Source organism: Aquisphaera insulae, from assembly GCF_011064615.1.
Lineage (GTDB): Bacteria > Planctomycetota > Planctomycetia > Isosphaerales > Isosphaeraceae > Aquisphaera > Aquisphaera insulae.
The window spans coordinates 54,258-73,556 of record NZ_JAALJH010000007.1; the positions used below are offsets into that span (position 1 = coordinate 54,258).

The following is a 19,299-nucleotide window of genomic DNA, read 5'->3' on the forward strand; positions in this document are numbered from 1 at the left end:
CCGACCGTCCCGCTTGGGGAGCGATCTCGCCGCTCCGGCGGGCTAAGATGGGGCGCCGTCGGCATGAGACCTCCCGCCGTCACTGACGAGTTCCAGCCATGAGACTTCGCACCATTGCTCTGCCCCTGTTCGCCGTGGCCCTGATCGTCTCGCCCTCGCCGGCACGGGTACGCGCCGCGGATGACGCGCCGAGGCGTGAGATCGCGATCGCGCATCGATATCTGCATCTCCCCGTCCGCAATGGGGCGGCCAAGCGGAGGCTACAACTGGTCGTGGACGGGAAGGTCGCTCGGGACTTCGAGATCGAGCTGGACGGCGAGCGGCCGGACCTGGTGGTCTTCGACGACGTGGACGAGTACCGCGGCAAGACGATCCAGGTCCGGGGGGTCGGCAACGTCGAGGGGCTGAGCAAGGCCCTCGAGGCGATCACTCAGGCCGATGAGATCCCCGACCCGGCCAATCTGTATCGCGAGGCGGGCCGGCCGCAGTTCCACTTCACCTCGCGCCGGGGCTGGCACAACGACCCCAACGGGCTGGTCTGGCAGGACGGGAAGTATCACCTCTTCTACCAGCACAATCCCTATGGGTGGAGCTGGGGCAACATGCACTGGGGGCATGCGGTCAGCCCGGACCTGGTCCACTGGACCGAGCTCGGCGACGCGATCCGGCCCCGCGAGTACAACGACTGGGTCTTCTCCGGCAGCGCGGTGGTGGACCACGCGAACACGAGCGGCTTCCAGGCCGGTGCGAATCCGCCGCTGGTCGCCGCCTTCACGAGCACCGGCCGCGGCGAATGCATCGTCTTCAGCAACGACGGCGGCAAGACCTTCGCGGAGTACGAGGGGAACCCGGTCGTCAAGCACAACGGCCGCGACCCGAAGCTCGTCTGGTACGCGCCGGGCAAGCACTGGGTGATGGCCGTCTATGACGAGGGGAAGGACCGCCAGAGCATCGACTTCTACACGTCCACCGACCTCAAGCACTGGACGAAGCAATCCCGGATCGACGGCTACTTCGAGTGCCCCGACCTGTTCGAGCTGCCGGTGGACGGCGACGCCTCGAAGACGCGATGGGTCCTCTCCGCGGCCGACGGCAAGTACGCCCTGGGGGACTTCGACGGCAAGGCCTTCCGCGTCAGCTCCGGGCCGGAGAAGCTCCAGAACCGCTACGGGAACTACTACGCCGCGCAGAGCTTCAGCGACGTGCCGGACGGCCGGCGGATCCAGGTCGGCTGGGGCAACGGCGTCACGTTCCCGGGCATGCCCTTCAACCAGCAGATGACCCTGCCGACGCGGCTCACGCTGCGGACGGCCGACGGCGGCATCCGCCTCTTCGCCGAGCCCGTGGCGGAGATGGAGGCCCTCCGCGGGGCGAAGCACGAGTGGACCGGCCTGACGATCACGCCGGGGAGCGAGGAGACGTCGCAGGAGATCACCGGCGACCTGCTCGAGATCCTCGCGGATCTCAGGCCGGCGAAGGCGGGGACCATCACGCTGAACCTTCGCGGCACGCTGGTCACCTACGAGGCGGCGAAGGGAGAGATCTCCTGCAAGGGCGTCCGCGCCCCGCTCTCGCCCAAGGACGGCCGGATCCGCCTGCGGATCTTCGTCGATCGCGGCTCCGTGGAGGTCTTCGGCAACGACGGCCGCGTGGCGCTCTCCGTCGCCACCGGGGCCAACGGCGCCGGCAAGCCGCTCTGGATCTCCGGGGCCGGCGAGCCGTTCGAGGTGCCGTCGCTGACGGTGTACGAATTGAGGTCGGCCTGGCCGTCGCGTTGAAGCCCTCGTCGTCGGCGGGACTCGCCCCTGGAATGGGCGTGACCGCCGTGAGAGAATTCGCACGATGCAGGTGGATCCGAGGCGATCGCCCGCGGTCCCTCTCCGAAGGACGACACGATGCACGCTTTCTCTCCCTCTCCGTACAAGGACGTGGATCAGGCCTTCGCGCTGGCGAAGGAGCGATACGCCGGCCTCGGCGTGGATGTCGAGCAAGCCATCGGCAGGCTGGCGAAGGTCCCGATCTCTCTCCACTGCTGGCAGGGGGATGACGTCGGCGGGTTCGAGGGCTCGGGCGAGGACATCGGCGGCGGCCTCGCCGTCACGGGGAACTACCCGGGGCGGGCGCGCACGCCGGACGAGCTCCGGGCCGACCTCGACCTCGCGCTCTCCCTGATCCCCGGCACCCATCGGCTGAATCTCCATGCGAGTTACGCGGAGACCGGCGGCAAGAAGGTCGAGCGTGACGCCCTGGAGCCGGCCCACTTCAGGGGCTGGATCGAGTGGGCGAAGGGCAAGGGGATGGGGATGGACTTCAACCCCACCTACTTCGCCCACCCCAAGGCCGCCGACGGCTTCACGCTGGCCCACCCGGACGACGGCATCCGCAAGTTCTGGATCGACCACGGCATCGCCTGCCGCAAGATCGGCGCGGCGATCGGCCAGGCGCTCGGGACGCCCTGCGTGACCAACGTCTGGATCCCCGACGGCATGAAGGACTCGCCGATCGACCGCAAGGCGCCCAGGCAGCGGCTGGCCGCCGCGCTCGACGCCATGTTCGCGGAGCCGCTCGACCGCCGGCATAACCTGGACGCCGTCGAGGGGAAGCTCTTCGGCCTGGGGTCGGAGAGCTACGTCGTCGGCTCGCACGAGTTCTACCTGGGCTACGCGATCTCCCGGAAGAAGCTCGTCTGCCTGGATGCCGGGCACTATCACCCGACGGAGACCATCACCGACAAGCTCACCTCCGTGCTGACGTACCTGGACGAGATCCTCCTCCACGTCAGCCGCGGGGTCCGCTGGGACAGCGACCATGTCGTCACCCTGACCGACGACCTGGAGGCGATCGCGCAGGAGCTGGTCCGGGGCGACTACCTGGGACGGGTCCACATCGGGCTCGACTTCTTCGACGCCAGCATCAACCGGATCGCCGCCTGGGTCGTCGGCACCCGCTGCATGCTCAAGGCCCTGCTGATGGCCCTGCTGGAGCCGACCGCGGAGCTTCGCCGCCTGGAGGCCGAGGGGAATTTCACCGCCCGCCTGGCGATGCTCGAGGAGCTGAAGACCCTCCCCTTCGGCGCCGTCTGGGATCACTACTGCAAAAGCAAGGACGTCCCCGTGGGCCCGGCCTGGCTGGGCAAGGTGAAGGCCCACGAGGCCGAGGTCCTCTCGCGTCGCACCTGACGCGACCGGGACCGCAGACGCCGCGATCCAACCCTCCTCGCATCCCCCGGCACCGACGAGAGTCCATGACACCCAATCCGTTCCTCGGCGTCATCTTCCACTGGCTGGGCGGCTTCGCCTCGGGGAGCTTCTACGTCCCCTATCGGTTCGTCCGGAAGTGGTCGTGGGAGACCATGTGGCTTACGGGCGGCGTCTTCTCGTGGATCTTCGCCCCGTGGGTGGGGGCGCTGGTCATGACGAATGACCTGGCGACGGTGCTCTCGGAGACGCCCGGAAGCACCCTCTTCTGGACGTACTTCTTCGGCGTGCTCTGGGGGATGGGCGGGCTGACCTTCGGCCTGACCATGCGGTATCTCGGCATGTCGCTTGGCATGGCGGTGGCGCTCGGCTACACGGCGGCCTTCGGGACGCTGATCCCGCCGATCTTCCGCGGCGAGCTCTTCACCAAGATCCTCCCCACGACCTCCGGCCAGGTGGTCCTCTTCGGAGTGCTCGTCTGCCTGGCGGGCATCGCCATCGCGGGCCTGGCCGGGATGTCCAAGGAGAAGGAGATGTCCGAGGAGGCCAAGCGGGCCTCGATCAAGGAATTCGACTTCAAGAAGGGGATCCTGGTCGCCACCTTCTCCGGCGTCATGAGCGCGTGCTTCGCCTACGGCCTGGACGCCGGCACGTCGATCAAGGCGGCGACGATCGCGCACGGCACGGGTAAGCTGTGGGAGGGGCTCCCGGTCCTGGTCGTCGTCCTCCTGGGCGGCTTCACGACGAACTTCCTCTGGTGCGTCTACCTGCACGTGAAGAACGGCACCGCCTACCAGTACCTCAGCCCGACGAGCCGGCCGGCACCGGTCACGCCCGCCGTGGAGAGGCTGGAGACGGCCATCGACGCCCCCGGCGAGGAGGTCGCCGAGCACGCGCCGGGCCTTGGGGACGACGCGGGGCCCGGCCCCGTGCCGCTCCTGCGGAACTACGTCTTCTCCGCGCTGGCGGGGATCACCTGGTATTTCCAGTTCTTCTTCTACACGATGGGCGAGACCCAGATGGGGCGCTTCAAGTTCTCGAGCTGGACCCTGCACATGGCCAGCATCATGATCTTCAGCACCCTCTGGGGGATCGCCCTCAGGGAGTGGGCGGGGACCAGCTCGCGGACCCGCGGCCTCGTCGCCCTCACGCTCCTGGTCCTGATCGGATCGACCGTCATCATCGGCTACGGGAACTCCCTGGCGCCGGTGGAGTCGGCCCACTGACCGCCTCTCGACGCAACCCGCCCCGTAACGCCCAGACCCACCCGCCCGGAAATGACTGGACCCGGGGGCCAGCCCCCGGCAGCACAGAAACAGGAACACGCGTCATGACTTCCCGCATTGATCGTCCCCAGGAAATGCCCCTCGGCCGGGCCGGCCGCGCGGCGGGCTTCGCCTGCGGGCTCGCGGCGGCGGGCTTCGCCCTCGCGTTCGCCCTCTCGCCGCTGATCGCCGCACCCGCCCGGATGGCCACCGAGGACGGGCCGCTGAAGCCGGCCGAGCTGAAGTGCGAATACCGGGTCGACCCGATGGGCCTCGACGCCGCCAGGCCCCGCCTGAGCTGGATCGTCACGTCCGCCGGCCGCGGCCAGAAGCAGACCGCCTACCAGATCCTCGTCGCCAGCGACTCCGCCAAGCTCGCCCGCGACCAGGGGGACCTCTGGGACAGCGGCAAGGTCGACGGCGCCCACACGATCGCCATCGAATACGCCGGCAAGCCCCTGGCCTCCGACCAGCGAGCCGCCTGGAAGGTCAAGGTCTGGGACAAGGACGGCAAGCCCTCCGACTGGAGCGGGACGGCGACCTGGTCCGCCGGCCTGCTGAAGCCCGAGGACTGGAAGGCCGAGTGGATCGGCGTGGACCATCCCGCCGCCCCCAAGGCGGAGCCCGGCAAGGAGCCCCCCGTCCAGCTCACCCCGGCGCCCTATTTCCGCACCGGCTTCGACGTGAAGAAAGCCGTCCGAAGCGCCACCGTCTACACGACGGCCCTGGGCATCCACGACGTCCACCTGAATGGCGCCCGCGTCTCCGACGATTGGTTCAACCCCGGCTGGACCGACTACACGAAGCGCGTGTATTACCGCGCCTACGACGTGACGAAGCAGATCCACGCCGGTGCCAACGCGATCGGAGTCATCCTCTCCGACGGCTGGTACAGCGGCTACGTCGGCTTCGGCAAGAACCGCGATCATTACGGCCACCTGCCGCGGATCAAGACGCAGATCAACCTCGTCTACGAGGACGGCACCACCGAGGTCGTCGCCACCGGCCCTTCGTGGAAGTCCGCGACCGGCCCGATCCTGGAGGCCGACTTCCTCCAGGGCGAAACCTATGACGCCCGCAAGGCGCTGAGCGGCTGGGACTCCCCGGGCTACGATGATTCCGCCTGGGGCGCCATCAAGACCGGCGCGGAGATGAACCCGGTCGTCCAGGCCCACCCCGGCCCGGCCGTCCGGCCCTTCGCCGAGATCCCCGCCCTGAAATGGGACGAGCCGAAGCCCGGCGTGTACGTCGCCGACCTCGGCCAGAACCTCGCCGGCATCGTCCGCCTCAAGGTCCGCGGCGAGGCCGGCCGCAAGGTCACCCTCCGGTTCGCCGAGCGGCTGAATCCGGACCGCACGATCTACACCACCAACCTCCGCTCGGCCCGCTGCGTGGACACCTACGTCTGCGCGGGGACCGGCGAGGAGGTCTGGAGCCCTCGATTCACCTTCCACGGCTTCCAGTACGTGGAGGTCACCGGCCTGTCCGCGGCCCCCGCGCCGGGGGCCGTCACGGCCGTCGCGCTTTCCAGCGACACGCCGGTCGTCGGCAAGTTCGTCAGCTCCGACCCGATGCTCAACAAGCTCCACAGCAACGGCTACTGGACGCAGCGGGCGAACTTCATCGACATCCCCACGGACTGCCCCCAGCGCGACGAGCGGCTCGGCTGGACGGGGGACGCCCAGGTCTACGTCCGCACGGCCACGCTCAACTGCGACGTCCAGGCCTTCTTCAACAAGTGGCTGGTGGACCTGGCCGACGGCCAGCGGAAGGACGGCCAGTTCCCGATGGTCGCCCCCGTGAAGGTCGCCGGCGACGACGGCGGCCCCGCCTGGGCCGACGCCGGCGTGATCTGCCCGTGGACCATCTACCAGGTCTACGGCGACCGCCGCGTGCTCGAGCGGCAGTATCCCTCGATGGTCAAGTTCGTCGAGTTCTGCCGCTCCCGGTGCACGCCGGAGATGCTGCCGCCGAAGGAGTTCCACTGCTTCGGCGACTGGTTGAGCATCGGCGCGGATACGCCCAAGGACGTCATCTTCACGGCCTATTTCGCCATCAGCACCCGCGACACCGCGAAGGCCGCCGAGGCCCTGGGCAAGCATGAGGATGCGGAGAAGTACCGCGACCTCTTCAGCAAGATCAAGGCCGCCTTCCACCGGGCATACGCCTCGGCCGACGGCCGGATCAAGGGGGACACCCAGGCCGTCTACGTCCTGGCCATCGCCGCCGACCTCGTGGACGGCGACGACCTGCACCGGGCCGCCGAGTTCCTCGTCGAGGACATCGAGAAGAAGGGCCACCTCTCGACGGGCTTCGTCGGCACCAAGGACCTGATGCTCGTCCTCTCGAAGATCGGCCGCGTGGACGTGGCCTACAGGCTGCTCAATAACACCACGTTCCCCTCGTGGGGCTTCTCCATCAAGCACGGCGCGACCAGCATCTGGGAGCGGTGGGACGGCTGGACCCCGGAGAAGGGCTTCCAGGACCCGGGGATGAACTCGTTCGCACACTACTCCTTCGGCGCCGTCTACCAGTGGATGGTGGAGAACATCGGCGGCATCAAGGCCGCCGCCCCGGCCTACAAGCAGATCATCATCGAGCCCCGGCCCGGCCGGCTCGAATCGGCCGAGACCTCCTACAAGAGCATCCGCGGCGAGATCGCCACGAAGTGGGCCGAGAATGGGGACGTGCTGTCCCTCACCACCACGATCCCGGCCAACACCACCGCCACCGTCATCCTGCCGGCGGCCGATGCCGCAGCGATCACCGAGTCATCCAAACCGGTCGCCCAGGCGGAAGGGGTGAAGGTCAAGGGGACTGAAAGGGGCCGGACTTTCCTTGAAGTCGGCTCCGGCACGTACGCGTTCGCCGTGAAACTGCCCGACGTCGAACTCGAGATGGCCCGGGCCTACGGCGCCGCAGCCCCCGTGAAGGCCGAGGCCGGTGCCGACGGCGGTTTCGTCACCCTCTTCAACGGCAAGGACCTCTCCGGCTGGCACGGCGAGGAGACGGCCGACCCGCGAAAAGTCGCCGCGATGCCGGCCGACGAGAAGGCGAAGTTCCTGGCGAAGGGCGCCGACGATGCGAAGAAGCACTGGCGGGTGGACCACGGCGAGATCGTCAACGACGGCGATGGCGCCTACCTGACCACCGACAAGGCGTACGGCGACGTCGAGCTCTACGTCGACTTCAAGATCGGCCCGAAGGGGGACAGCGGCGTCTACATGCGGGGGACGCCCCAGATCCAGGTCTGGGACTCCACCGAGCCCAGCTACGTCAAGTTCGACGCCCAGAAGGGCTCCGGCGGGCTCTGGAACAACTCGCCCGGCAAGCCGGGCAAGGACCCGCTGGTGAACGCGGATAGGCCGATCGGCGAGTGGAACACCCTGCACATCATCCAGGTGGGCTCGCGGACGACGATCTACCTGAACGACAAGCTCGTCGTGGACAACGCGATCATGGAGAACTACTGGGACCGTTCCACGCCGATCCCGGCGACCGGGCCGATCCAGCTCCAGACCCACGGCCACGAGATCCGCTGGCGGAACATCAAGGTCCGCGAGATCCCCGGCGACGAGGCCAACGCCATCCTCGCCGGGAAGGGAGCCGCCGGCTTCACGTCCCTCTTCAACGGCAAGGACTTCACCGGCTGGAAGGGCCCGGTGGAGAACTACCAGGTCAAGGACGGGGCGATCGTCTGCAAGCCGGAGCACGGCGGCACGATCTACCACGAGGGCGAGCTCAAGGACTTCGTCGCCCGCGTCCAGTTCCGCCTCCCCCCCGGCGGCAACAACGGCCTGGCGATCCGCTACCCCGGCGAGGGTGACACCGCGTACGTCGGCATGACCGAGCTCCAGGTCCTGGACAACACGGCCGACCAGTATCGCACGCTCGACAAGCGGCAGTATCACGGCTCGGCTTACGGCATGGCCGCCGCCAAGGTGGGCTACCTGCGGCCGGTCGGCCAGTGGAACTACCAGGAGGTGACCGTGCAGGGCTCGAAGATCAAGGTCGAGCTGAACGGGACCGTGATCCTGGATACGGACCTGGCCACGGCGAAGGACTTCATGGCCGGCTCCGCGCATCCGGGCAAGGACCGGACCTCCGGCTTCTTCGGCTTCGCCGGCCACAATGATCCGGTCGAGTTCCGCGAGGTCTACGTCAAGTCGTTGAAGCCGGGCGAGGCCGCCGACGGCTTCACCGCCCTGTTCGACGGCAAGACGCTGGACGGCTGGAAAGTCAACGGCGGCAAGTCGAAGTATCGGGTCGAGGATGGCACGATCGTCGGCACGACCGACGACCACGGCGCCAACACATTCCTCTGCAAGGGCGACTTCGCGGACTTCCTGCTGGAGGCCGAGGTCAAGGATGACCCGCGGCTGAACTCGGGCTTCCAGGTCCGCAGCCACGTCGGCGAGAACAAGATCGTCCAGGGCCCCCAGTGCGAGGTCGCCCTCAAGTCCTCGGGCACCGCGGGCCGTTTCTACGACGAGGGCCGACGCGGCAAGTGGCTCTGCGAGATCCCCGACGCCGCCAAGGGCACCTTCGACGACCAGGGCTGGAACCGCTACAAGATCCTCGTCCAGGGCCACCGCTACCGGTCGTGGGTCAACGGCGTCCCCTGCTCGGACTTCACCGACGACATGGACAAGTCCGGCTTCATCGGCCTCCAGGTCCACGCAATCCCCCAGGGCGAAGGCCCCTATGAGGTCCGCTGGCGGAATGTCCGGATCAAGGAGCTGAAGCCCGGCGAGAAGGTTGAGGGGATCGACTGAAGCTTGCGGAACCGTGCCTTCTTTCCCCCGGGCCTCGAACATCCCCCACAGTTCGAGGCCCGGGGCGTCCCGGACGATGAGGGCGATGGTCGGACCATGATCCCGGAAATCGAGTAAGATGAGGGAGGAGACAGGCAACACGATTCGGAGGATGACCATGACCCTCCTGGCGGATCGCCCCCTCACGCTCGCCATCCCCTTGCATGAGGAACCACCGGGCGTGCTTCGCGTGGGGAAGAGCCGCGTCTTGCTGGAGCTCGTCATCCGTGCCTTCCAGCGCGGACAGACGCCGGAAGCGATCGTCCAATCGTTCGATACCCTGCGGCTATCCGACGTCTACGCGGTGGTCAGCTACTATCTCGCGAATCCGGCCCCGTTCGACGAGTATCTGCAGCGTTGCGATCGGGAAGCGGACGCGGTACGCCTCAAGCTGACGGCCGCGGGCATGACCGATCGCGTCGGCAAGGAGGAACTCCTCGCCCGCGCCCGGGCCAGGGGGTTACTGCGCAATGAGGCTGCTGACTGACGAGAACTTCGATGGCGACATCGCGCGTGGCCTCATGCGTCGGAGGGCGGATCTGGATCTGGTGCGCGTCCAGGATGTCGGCCTGACGGAAACCCTCGATCCCCTCATCCTGGCCTGGGCCGCCGACGATCGGAGGATCCTGCTGACACATGATCGCGAGACCATCCCCGCCTTCGCGTACGACCGTATACGTCGTGGAGAACCGATGCCGGGGTCTTCCTCGTGAATGACCGAATGCCGAAGGGCCAGGCCGTTGAGGAACTGCTTCTGGCCATCGAATGCCTCGAACCTGAGGACTGCGCTGACCAGGTGCGTCACTTCCCTCTTTGAAAGGTGTTTTGCGACACCAAGACGGGGTTCTCACGCACTCTTGATGATCGGTGACACCAAGATGGAACCGCTCATGGGCGAAGGCTCTCAACGGCCCGAGCAAGGGTACCCCGAACGGATCGACGGCCGGCGGTTCTTCCTCAGCACGGCCATCTCCTTGTTGATCTTCGTCCTCTGCCTGTTCCCGCCCGCGGGGGACTGGGCATGGCCCAGGGGGTGGCTCTTCCTGGGCGTGCTGCTCGCGTCGTCGACCCTGGTGGTCCTCTACCTGTTGAGGGTGAATCCCGACGTCATCGCCGGCCGGGTCAACCCTCATGGACGGCCCAGGACCTGGGACCTGCTCCTGGGGCTGCTCGTCGCCTTGCCGTCGATGCTGGCGATCCCGATCGTGTCGGCGCTCGACGACGGGCGCTACCACTGGTCCCGGCTCTCCGGGTGGGGCTGTGCCTTCGGCTATGTCCTGCTGCTCATCGGGATTGCCGGGATGACCTGGGCGGAGGCGGTGAACAGGTTCTTCGAGCCGTCCGTCCGCATCCAGACCGACAGGGGCCACCACGTCATCGACACCGGCCCCTACGCCATCATCCGGCATCCGGGATACGCCTTCGGCTTCCTGCTGTTCCTCGGCATGCCCCTGGCGCTCGGCTCACTGGTGGGCCTGATCCCCGTCGCGGTCCTGGCGTTCTTCCTTGTCGTGCGGACGATGCTGGAGGACCGGACGCTCCAGGCCGAGCTGCCGGGATATCGGGAATACACCCGACGCGTCCGCTACAGGCTGGTCCCGGGCCTCTGGTAGTCGAAGTCGACTTCCCTGGCTCCCGTCAGATCCAGCTCGCGGGGAAGCCGTCGGGTTCGCCCGGGAGCGTGGCTTCCGGCGAGGGCTCGTGGAGACCTGGCTCCTCCCAGGAGTTGAACTCGTGGGACTGGAGCAGGCGGGAGAGGGCGGCCTCGCGGCGGTTCCGGATCTTCTTGTGGGCGACGTGATAGCCGCCGCATCGCTTGCAGCGGAAGGGGACGACGCGGTAGCCGGGGCGGGACCGGCCGGTGGCCTGGATCCAGATCTCCAGGGTGATACGGTGCCCCTCGGCCGCCTGGCGGTCGGGGTGGAAGACCTTGTGGCAGGCCGCTTCAGCGCGCGGAAGGATCCAGTCTGTGCGTGCCATGGGAATCGGGCCCTCACCACGGCCGCCGGGCGCACGATCGGCGCGGGGCTCGCGGGATGACGGGACATCGAATGGGAGTGGGACGCGGCCGCGTCGGCGCCGGGCTCCACCCGGCCTGTCCGAACGCCTCGCGGGAGGATCCCGGCGGGGGATGCCCGACGTCCGTTACAGAATGGAAACGCCGGGAATGCTCGCCGGTGACCGGCTCTCCTCGCGGACCGAGGCGTTGTGGCCGACGGCCATCGCCCGCGTGCTCCTGCCGCAACATCGGCGCGGGAGCTGGGCGATCCGGCGGGCCTGCACGGGCAGACGGGGCTCACTCGGTGCGGTGGATCTCGTTGACCTCGTCTTCCCAATAGCTGGGGAGGCGGCCCCAGGGATTGTCCCCCTTGGGAGTGTCGGAGACGTAGAGGTAGCCGATCCGCTTGAGGATCGCGCCGTGGACGACCTGACGCATGGCGTCCGCTCCCTTGACCTGGTAGGCGAGGGCCGCGAACCGCGAGGGGTCGCGGTGGCCGTAGGAGGAGGGGAGCTTGAAATCGGTGAAGCCCTGGAAGTCGGCGAAAACACAGGTCGCGTCCGAGCACTGTCGGGTGATGTAAGCTTCGTCGCAGGTCGTCCCCGGGTTGTTCACGACGAGGGCGTCCTTGATCTTCCGCCGTGCCGCGTCGCGGATCTCTATGTAGGCAGGGGCCTTGCGTGCGTCCGTCGATTGCTGGTCGAGGAAGAAGCCGCCGATCGGCGGATAGAACTCGACCCAGCGATCGAGATCGGCCTGGATCTCGGCCACCGGCCGGGCACCATACCTGGTGTTGACGTAGCCGATCACGACGATCCCGGCGTCGTGAGCCTCCCGGATGGCCCGGGCATAGTCGGGGTTCCGCTGATTGCCGGGGCCGCTGTCGGGATTCGCGACCGCGACGACCTTGACCTTGGCCGCCGCGGCCGCGAGGCGACGCCAGTCGTTGAGGCCCTCTCCGGCGGGGTAGAAGTAGGCCGGGACCAGGAGGCGGAGCCTGGGGCCGCCTCCGGCGAGAGCTGGGCTGGCGTTGGGCTCGTCCGCGGCCCCGGGGCCGGTCGTGTCCGAAGCATCCGGGGCTGCCTTCGGCACGCCTCCGCCGACGGGGCGATCGGGCGTTCCCGGCGGCGACTCGCGTCGAGGGCGCAAGGAGGGCAGCCAGACGAATGCGGCGCCGCCGAGCAGCAAGGCGGCGATCCCCGCCGCCAGGATCGCCTTGCGTCGCGGGCCGGCGCCGGCCCGTCCGGGCCCCGTCGCAACGCCCGGCTGCTGCGGGAAGACGGCCGTCTGGACTTCATCCGGGTCGCCGGAGCTGGCGCTCCCCGTGCCGCTGCCGCTATGGCTGCCGCTGTGGGTGACGGGGGGAGCGGCCACCGAGCTCGCCGTCGGCCGGGTGCCGGCGGGATTACCCGCGGGGAACCACCACGAGGGGATCTCGCCGTTGTCCACGACGCCGGATGGGAACATGCCGTCGGGAATGGGGGGGGACGAAGGAGTCGTCGTTCCCGGCTGGCCGATCACCAGCATGTTGCCGCAGACGGGACAGCGTGTCCGCTTGCCGGCGTGGTGGTCCTCCGCCTTGAATCGCCTCCCGCAGGAGCACGCCACCGAGATCATGCGTCAACCTCCGGTATGGTTCGCGCTCCGATGGCCCGCTGCCCGCCCGTCAGTTGATCGCGGCATGGCACGTCGAACATGCATGGCTCGTGCCGACGTGACATCCCGGGCGCCTTCCGAAATGGAGGCCGGAATCACTGCTCTTTTCTTACAAGCATACCTGGCGAGGATGGGAAGCCTCAAGCGTCGGAGTTCGCCGTCGCCCGGGAATGGAGGCGGCACGCCGCCCGATGGGCTCGAATCCGCGGTCGGGACCCGACGCCCGGCCGGCGGGGGCGTGCGCCTTGTCGGGGCCGATCTGGTATGATAACGGGAGTGCCGCGAGCCGGCTGCCGCATCGGGGCGTCGCCGTCGCCACGCAATCGCCCACCGCAGGACGCCTCATGGCCGAGCCCCAGACCTCGCGATTCTGGCAGGCATGTCTCCAGAGCGGGCTGCTCGACGCCGCGAGCCTGGCCGCCTGCTGGGAGGGGATCGCGCCGGAGAAGCGGGACGCGGCGGAGCACCTGGACCGCCGGCTGGCCAGGCAGGCCATCCAGCGGGGTTTCCTCAGCCTCTGGCAGGCGCAGCAACTCCTCGCCGGGCGGACCAGCGGGTTCCGCGTGGACCGCTACGTCCTCGTGGACCTGATCGGCCAGGGGGGCATGGGGCGGGTCTATCTCGCCCGCGACTCGCGGCTCAATCGCCTGGTGGCCCTGAAGATCCTCTCTCCCGAACGGATGAACAACCCGCGGGCGATCGCCCGGTTCCAGCGAGAGGCCCGCGTCGGCGCCCAGCTCCAGCACGAGAACCTGGTCCGGATCTACGACTTCGGGGAGTCGAGCGGCCGCTACTTCCTGGTGATGGAGTACATCGAGGGAAAGACGATCGGTGCGCTGATCTCGGCCCAGGGGCCGATGCCCCCGGCCACGGCCGCCCGACTCGTCCGTCAGATCGCGCTGGGGCTCGAACACGCCCGCCGCAAGGGCCTCATCCATCGCGACGTCAACCCGTATAACATCCTGGTGACTCACGACGGGACGGCCAAGCTGGCCGACCTGGGCCTGGCCCTCGATCTCGCGGAAGAGGATCGCGTGACCCGCGACGGGGCGACCGTCGGCACGTTCGACTACGTGGCCCCGGAGCAGGCCCGGCACTCGCACTCCGCGGACATCCGCAGCGACATCTACTCGCTGGGATGTACGTTCTATCACATGATTGCCGGGCAGGTTCCGTTCCCCAGCCCGAGCCTTCCGGAGAAGCTCTTCGCGCACCAGGCGCTCGAGCCCACGCCGCTTTCTCAGTTCGTGCCGGAGATCTCCGCGGGCCTGGCCGAGGTCGTCCGGAGGATGATGCGTAAGACGCCCGACGAGCGGTATCCGACGCCGCTGCACGTCGCCCAGGCGCTGGACGCCTGCCTGGACGAGCCCGGGCTCGCGGCGGGGGACCCGGCCGGGCCCGCGGGCGATCTCGAGGTCGCGACGGGGATCTTGATGCCCGGCGATCCTGCCGCCCCCACGGCGGAGTCCGGCTCGTCGCATCAGTCCGGGCCGCCATCCCCGGCCTCGCCCTCGCCGGATCTCGGACCGGGGGAGCGGTTCGTGGAGGCGGTCGAGGCGTCGCCGGTCGCCGCCGCCGGCTACGACCTGGGCGAGCGCTCGCCGATGGCCGCCGCCGTCGACGCTTCGTCGGCCGTCGCGACGGCGACGCCACCCCCCGCCGACGACCACGCGGTCGGCAGCGAGGAAGAGATCCCGCTCTACCTGGACCTCGGCCCGGAGCCGTCCCTGACCGAGTCGATCGCCCGGGCCCGGCCCTGGTTCTCCGGGGAGCGGTCGTCGTCGTCGGGCCTCCATGCCACTCCCGCGGCGGCCACGATCTCGCCGGTGGTCGGTGCCCCCCGGGGATTCGCCGGTCGGCTCCGCGGCCGATGGCCCTGGGTGATCGCCGCCTCCCTCATGGCCGCCGCCCTGGCCCTGGCCGCCTACGTCACGCTCCGGCGGTCCGGCGGCGCGGTGCCCGTCACGCCCGCTGCGAAGACCCAACCGACCCGTGCACCCCGCGGCGATCAGCCGATCTCCGCGGCATCCTCGCCCGCCCCCGCCCCCGCCCCCGCCCCCTCGTCCGCGGCCGCGGCCGCGGCGGATGCGGCCCCTCCGCACCCGGACGCGGCGATCACGGTCCTCGACTCCGAGGGCGCGGAGTTGCCGCCCCCCAAGGACATCTATCAGGCCATGGAAGCGGCCCTCGGTGCGAAGGGCTGGGTCGTCCTGAACAACCGAGAACCCCTGGCCGTGGCCGTGCCGGACGCGCCCCGGGTCATGGCGAGCTCCGGCTGGCTCAAGATCAAGGCCGCTCCCGGGACGAGCCCCGTCCTGATCGCCGAGCTCAAGGGCAAGAACCCATTCCTGGTCACCGGGGCCACGACGAACCTGGTGGTCGAGGGCCTGACGATCGTGGCCCGGTATCCCGCACCCTCCTCCGGCCAGCCGGCCAACCCGCCCCCCCTGATCCTGGCCGCCGGGCCGGCGGAGTTCCGCCGTTGCGCCTTCCTGCGGGAGAAGGGGCCGGCGGCGGCCGGATCGAGGGCGGTCGTCGCCGAGGGGGGCCGGCTGACCGTGGAGAATGCCTGGTTCCGCGGCTTCGAAACCGCCCTGGATGTCCACGCCATCGGGGGCGCGACGACCCGGCTCAAGCAAACGATGATCGTCCCCGCGGCCGGACAGCCGGGTTGGGGCATCTCCTCACGGTTCTTCGGCGGCGGCTCCGGCGGGCCGCGGACGCTGACACTGGACCGCTGCACCTTCGCCGCGGGCGCGGGCCTCCTGCGGCTCTCGGGGTTCCTCCCCGCGGGGCCGCTCCAGGTCAGGGCCACCGACTGCGCCGTGCAGGCGGCGCACCTGGCCGGCTGGGACCCCGGCACGCCGGCCGTCGCCTGGGACCCAAAGGCGGTGACGTGGCAGGGGGAGCGGAACCAGCTCGCCATCGCCGGCCCGGCCTGGGTGGCGCAACCCGGCGAGGGGGCCGCGGCGGTCGCCCTCGACCGCGACGGCTGGGCCCGTCTCGCCGCGGAGAAGGAACCCGTGCTCGGGCCGATCGAGTTCCACACCCCCGCCGCGTCACGGCCGGAGTCGCCCGAGCCGGCCGACTTCGCCATCGGCTCGCCGGGGGCCCGCCGCGTCGGTGCCGACCCGGACCAGGTCGGGCCCGTGAAGTCGCCCGCGAATGCGAAGTGAAGGAGGATCTCATGCCGATGACATGGTTGAACGTCTGCGCGGTGATGGCATCCCTCGTCCCCTCGGCGGTCCTCGCCGACGAGCCCCCCGCACCTCGATCGGCCCCCGCACTCGTCCCTCACGACGCCCTCCAGGCGCGGCTGACCGACGCCAACCTGCGGCTCCTCGACACCAGGCCGAAGGCGGAGTACGACGCGGGCCACATCCCGGGCGCGGTCTGGGTGGACGCGAAGGCCGCGCAGACGCTGGCCGCGAAGCCCGGCGGCCTCGATGATCGCGATGCCTGGCAGGCGTGGCTTGCCCCGCTATCGATCGCCCCGGACACGGAGGTCCTCGTCTACGACGGCAAGCGTCAGCTCGACGCCGCCCGCGTCTGGTGGCTGCTCCGCTACCTGGGCGTGGACCGGACGGGGCTCGTCGACGGCAACTTCCCGCTCTGGAAGCGAGCGAACCGGCCGATCTACACGGACGTGCCCACCCCGCGCCCCCCCTCGACGTTCCGGGTCGCCTTCCGCAAGGATCGTCGTGCGACCCGGGAGGACGTCCTGGAAATCCTGAAGACGAAGACCGACCGGATCATCGACGCCCGCAGCGACGGCGAGTTCGCCGGGACCGAGAAGCTCGGCAAGCGGGCCGGCCACATCCCGGGCGCCTGCCACGTCGAGTGGACGAACCTGGTGGACAAGGAGGGCCGGTTCATCCCGCCTGACGCCCTCCGCGAGAAGCTTGCCGCCCAGGGCGTGAAGCCCGGCGAGCCCGTGATCGCCCACTGCCATGGCGGCGGCCGGGCCTCGGTGGACACGTTCGCCCTGGAGCGACTGGGCCTCCCGGCCCGCAACTACTACCCCGGCTGGTCCGACTGGGGCAACGCCGACGACACGCCGATCTCCGGCGAGGATGCGCCGAAGTAATCGAGCCTCGGCGAATGCGAAATGTGTCGATCGCGTCTTGATTGCGGTGACCTTCGGGAATCCGTGGGAGAGACAGCAATGGGGCGGCTTGCTGGCCTTGCGATCGTCCTGGGTATGGCCCTGGTTTCCGCGTCCCTCGGCGATGAGCCCCCCGGCCCGGCGACGGGCGAGGTCCGCCTGGCGAGCGGCCGAGCCGCCTCGTATGCAATCCACTTCGACCGCAACTCGATCCGCGCGAGCGTTCGGTCCGGCGATCACCTGATCGCGGCGACTTCGTCGGGCGCCTTGCTGCGATTCGACCTGCCCGGGCCGCGGTACGTCCGCGAGCGAGTGGACCCCGAGCCGATCACCTGCCTGGGGACGGGCGAGGGCGGTGCGGTCATCGCGGGCTATGGGGACGGCCGGATCGTCGCCGTCGATCCGACGACGCTGGATGTCAGGGAGATGTTCAAGGTTGTCGATGAGCCGCAGTGGATCGGCCGGGCGCCGGCGGTGAAGGGGCGGAAGGCGGGGCTGATCGTGGCGACGCATCCGTCGGAGTGGCGGTCTCGCAAGACGACCCTTCACGACGTGGCCGAGGGGAAGACGATCACCGTGGAGGACCGTGCGACCGCCTTCCTGATCGATCGCCAGGGGCGGCTCTGGCTGGGCTCGGATCACGGCGAATGGGGAGGGAACGTATGGCGAGTGGATCTGGTGGAGGGCACGGTCACGGGGATCATGCCTCCGCCATCTCGGGAGCCCGATCGTCAGTCGTTCTGGCGGGGGATCTACGGGTTCATGGAGCGTCCCGACGGGCAACTGTGGGCCCATGGGGGGACGATGCACATGGGTTCGAGCGACGCGTCCATCGCCCGCATCGACGGTGCGGATCCTCGCCTCCTCTACCTGTGCGAATCGACCGATGACGATGGGAAGTTCGCCGATCCCTCGATGCCGAGCATGCCGATCTCCCACCTAGTCGAGGCGGATGGTAGCCTTCGGGCCTTCGCGTACAACGGAGTCTTCCGCGGTGACGATCGGCTCAAGAACTGGAGGCAGGACGGCACGCTGGAACTCCGGTATCGCTGGGGCCGGCCCGACGCGGTTGGCGCGTATCCGTCGGTCTCGTCGGTTCACGTCCCGGGCCGGGCCGGCGAGCCCTGGATCCTGGCCACGCTCGCCGACGGTTATGTGACCCTGGATGGGGCGAAGGCCGTGTCGCGGTCCGTCCCCGGCCAGCTCGATACGCTGGACGTTCGCGAGATCCGCGAGACGCGTCAGGGCCTGGTGTTTTTCGAGGGAGAAGGTACGCACCTCCCATGGATCCTCGGCCCGAAGGGGTGGGAAGTCGCCCGTCTTGTCCCTCCCTTCGAGGTCGACCCAAACGGTGATGCCGCAACGATTGCGGCCGAGAAGGAGGAGGGCAAGTGGGACCAGACCCAGATGATCGTCGATCCCCGGGGGAACATCATCACGGTGAGCACGACGAACCGGATGAATGGGACCTTGACCACGACGCGGTGGGCCGGTGGCAAGCCCATGAGGATCGGTAGAGAACGGTCAGATCTGAATTTGGACTTCTGTTTCGTCACCGGCGATGGGACGTTGTGGAACGCGTTGAGCGGGGAGTTCAGGCGATTCGAAGATGGTCGGTGGAAACTCGTGGCCGAGGGGATAGATGGGGCAAGCCTCACCCGACTGAAGGGGATTGGCACGCAAGGGCCGCCCTGGTTTCTCCTGGAACGAGAACTCAGGAGGCCCTGGCGGTTCGAGCACGGTCCTCACGGAGAGAACCCACGCCTGATTCCGCTCTATCTCCACGAGGCTGGTCAGCGACTCCGGATCGAGGCTGCGATCCCCTGGATCGGCGGGCCCGGTTCGGTCCTGCTGGCGACGGATGCGGGGCTGCGAACCTATGAGCCGGTTGGGGGAACGGTCGCGAAAGTCGCCCTGCCTGCTCCGCCGGGACCGATCCTCGCCGTCTCTCGCGATGGCCTCGGCCGACTCTGGATCGGCAGGCGAGACGGACTCTGGCTGCTCGAGCAGGCCAGCAAGTCGGCCGAGGCGGTCGGCCGCATTCCGGGCATGGGGAGGGGCGAGGTCACGTCGCTGGCTTTGGATCCTCAGCACAAGGACGGCATCGTCGCGGGGCTGGGCGACCGTGGCGTGGCGTTCGTCCGGGTGCCGGCGCCCTGATGGGCGACGAAATCGGGGAAATCGCGGATTGCCCGGCGGCTTCGCCGCATAGAGAGGTCGAGGAGCCGGCCGGAGCACCGCGATGGGCGGGGCAGGGCGGGCG

The 19,299-nt window shown here is 69.1% G+C and carries 12 protein-coding genes; 10 read left to right on the forward strand and 2 right to left on the reverse strand.

All coding sequences use genetic code 11. From position 1 onward, the window contains the following. Nucleotides 1-98: 98 nt before the first annotated feature. From G6O54_RS06350 to G6O54_RS06380, 7 genes are all read left to right on the forward strand, one after another. A complete protein-coding gene (locus tag G6O54_RS06350) occupies nt 99-1,778 on the forward strand; it encodes a glycoside hydrolase family 32 protein (protein ID WP_165221741.1) in 1,680 nt (559 codons plus the stop codon). 117 nt (nt 1,779-1,895) lie between these two features. Next, nucleotides 1,896-3,179 carry an L-rhamnose isomerase gene (locus G6O54_RS06355; RefSeq protein ID WP_165221744.1) on the forward strand — a complete coding sequence of 428 codons (1,284 nt, stop codon included), beginning with the start codon at nt 1,896-1,898 and terminating at the stop codon, nt 3,177-3,179. Nucleotides 3,180-3,244: 65 nt separating this feature from the next. Next, entirely contained in the window at nt 3,245-4,423 is a 1,179-nt protein-coding gene (rhaT, locus tag G6O54_RS06360) for an L-rhamnose/proton symporter RhaT (RefSeq protein WP_165221747.1), read from the forward strand. 104 nt (nt 4,424-4,527) lie between these two features. After that, nucleotides 4,528-9,237 (forward strand): family 78 glycoside hydrolase catalytic domain, encoded by a 4,710-nt coding sequence (locus G6O54_RS06365; RefSeq protein WP_165221750.1) that lies wholly within the window; start codon nt 4,528-4,530, stop codon nt 9,235-9,237. 151 nt (nt 9,238-9,388) lie between these two features. Next, the gene (locus G6O54_RS06370; RefSeq protein ID WP_205678683.1) at nt 9,389-9,763 is read left to right on the forward strand and encodes a DUF433 domain-containing protein; all 375 of its coding nucleotides are present in this window, start codon (nt 9,389-9,391) and stop codon (nt 9,761-9,763) included. Between the two features lie 34 nt (nt 9,764-9,797). After that, on the forward strand, nt 9,798-9,989 hold the full coding sequence (locus tag G6O54_RS38725) for a DUF5615 family PIN-like protein (protein WP_369432127.1): 192 nt from the start codon (nt 9,798-9,800) through the stop codon (nt 9,987-9,989). A gap of 177 nt (nt 9,990-10,166) precedes the next feature. Then, the gene (locus G6O54_RS06380) at nt 10,167-10,889 is read left to right on the forward strand and encodes a methyltransferase family protein (RefSeq protein WP_165221753.1); all 723 of its coding nucleotides are present in this window, start codon (nt 10,167-10,169) and stop codon (nt 10,887-10,889) included. Between the two features lie 25 nt (nt 10,890-10,914). Here G6O54_RS06380 and G6O54_RS06385 read toward each other — a convergent pair whose 3' ends face one another. Both G6O54_RS06385 and G6O54_RS06390 read right to left on the reverse strand, forming a co-directional pair. After that, a complete protein-coding gene (locus G6O54_RS06385; RefSeq protein ID WP_165221757.1) occupies nt 10,915-11,256 on the reverse strand; it encodes a cytochrome P450 family protein in 342 nt (113 codons plus the stop codon). A gap of 316 nt (nt 11,257-11,572) precedes the next feature. Further along, complete coding sequence (locus G6O54_RS06390; protein WP_165221760.1) at nt 11,573-12,892, reverse strand: spherulation-specific family 4 protein; 1,320 nt, start codon at nt 12,890-12,892, stop codon at nt 11,573-11,575. A gap of 383 nt (nt 12,893-13,275) precedes the next feature. On the opposite strand from G6O54_RS06390, the gene G6O54_RS06395 reads away from it, so the two are divergent. The 3 genes from G6O54_RS06395 (at nt 13,276) to G6O54_RS06405 (ending at nt 19,196) form a co-directional block, all read left to right on the forward strand. After that, a complete protein-coding gene (locus tag G6O54_RS06395; RefSeq protein ID WP_165221763.1) occupies nt 13,276-16,107 on the forward strand; it encodes a serine/threonine-protein kinase in 2,832 nt (943 codons plus the stop codon). 11 nt (nt 16,108-16,118) lie between these two features. Continuing rightward, nucleotides 16,119-17,018, forward strand: a complete 900-nt coding sequence (locus tag G6O54_RS06400) for a sulfurtransferase (protein ID WP_165221766.1) — start codon at nt 16,119-16,121, stop codon at nt 17,016-17,018. A gap of 78 nt (nt 17,019-17,096) precedes the next feature. Next, nucleotides 17,097-19,196 carry a ligand-binding sensor domain-containing protein gene (locus tag G6O54_RS06405; RefSeq protein WP_165221769.1) on the forward strand — a complete coding sequence of 700 codons (2,100 nt, stop codon included), beginning with the start codon at nt 17,097-17,099 and terminating at the stop codon, nt 19,194-19,196. The last annotated feature ends 103 nt before the right edge of the window (nt 19,197-19,299 follow it).

Bases quoted from the DNA above. Each gene is read 5' to 3' on its own strand.
- G6O54_RS06350 (WP_165221741.1), top strand. From the start codon at position 99: ATGAGACTTCGCACCATTGCTCTGCCCCTGTTCGCCGTGGCCCTGATC.
- G6O54_RS06355 (WP_165221744.1), top strand. From the start codon at position 1,896: ATGCACGCTTTCTCTCCCTCTCCGTACAAGGACGTGGATCAGGCCTTC.
- rhaT (WP_165221747.1), top strand. From the start codon at position 3,245: ATGACACCCAATCCGTTCCTCGGCGTCATCTTCCACTGGCTGGGCGGC.
- G6O54_RS06365 (WP_165221750.1), top strand. From the start codon at position 4,528: ATGACTTCCCGCATTGATCGTCCCCAGGAAATGCCCCTCGGCCGGGCC.
- G6O54_RS06370 (WP_205678683.1), top strand. From the start codon at position 9,389: ATGACCATGACCCTCCTGGCGGATCGCCCCCTCACGCTCGCCATCCCC.
- G6O54_RS38725 (WP_369432127.1), top strand. From the start codon at position 9,798: ATGCGTCGGAGGGCGGATCTGGATCTGGTGCGCGTCCAGGATGTCGGC.
- G6O54_RS06380 (WP_165221753.1), top strand. From the start codon at position 10,167: ATGGGCGAAGGCTCTCAACGGCCCGAGCAAGGGTACCCCGAACGGATC.
- G6O54_RS06385 (WP_165221757.1), bottom strand. From the start codon at position 11,256: ATGGCACGCACAGACTGGATCCTTCCGCGCGCTGAAGCGGCCTGCCAC.
- G6O54_RS06390 (WP_165221760.1), bottom strand. From the start codon at position 12,892: ATGATCTCGGTGGCGTGCTCCTGCGGGAGGCGATTCAAGGCGGAGGAC.
- G6O54_RS06395 (WP_165221763.1), top strand. From the start codon at position 13,276: ATGGCCGAGCCCCAGACCTCGCGATTCTGGCAGGCATGTCTCCAGAGC.
- G6O54_RS06400 (WP_165221766.1), top strand. From the start codon at position 16,119: ATGCCGATGACATGGTTGAACGTCTGCGCGGTGATGGCATCCCTCGTC.
- G6O54_RS06405 (WP_165221769.1), top strand. From the start codon at position 17,097: ATGGGGCGGCTTGCTGGCCTTGCGATCGTCCTGGGTATGGCCCTGGTT.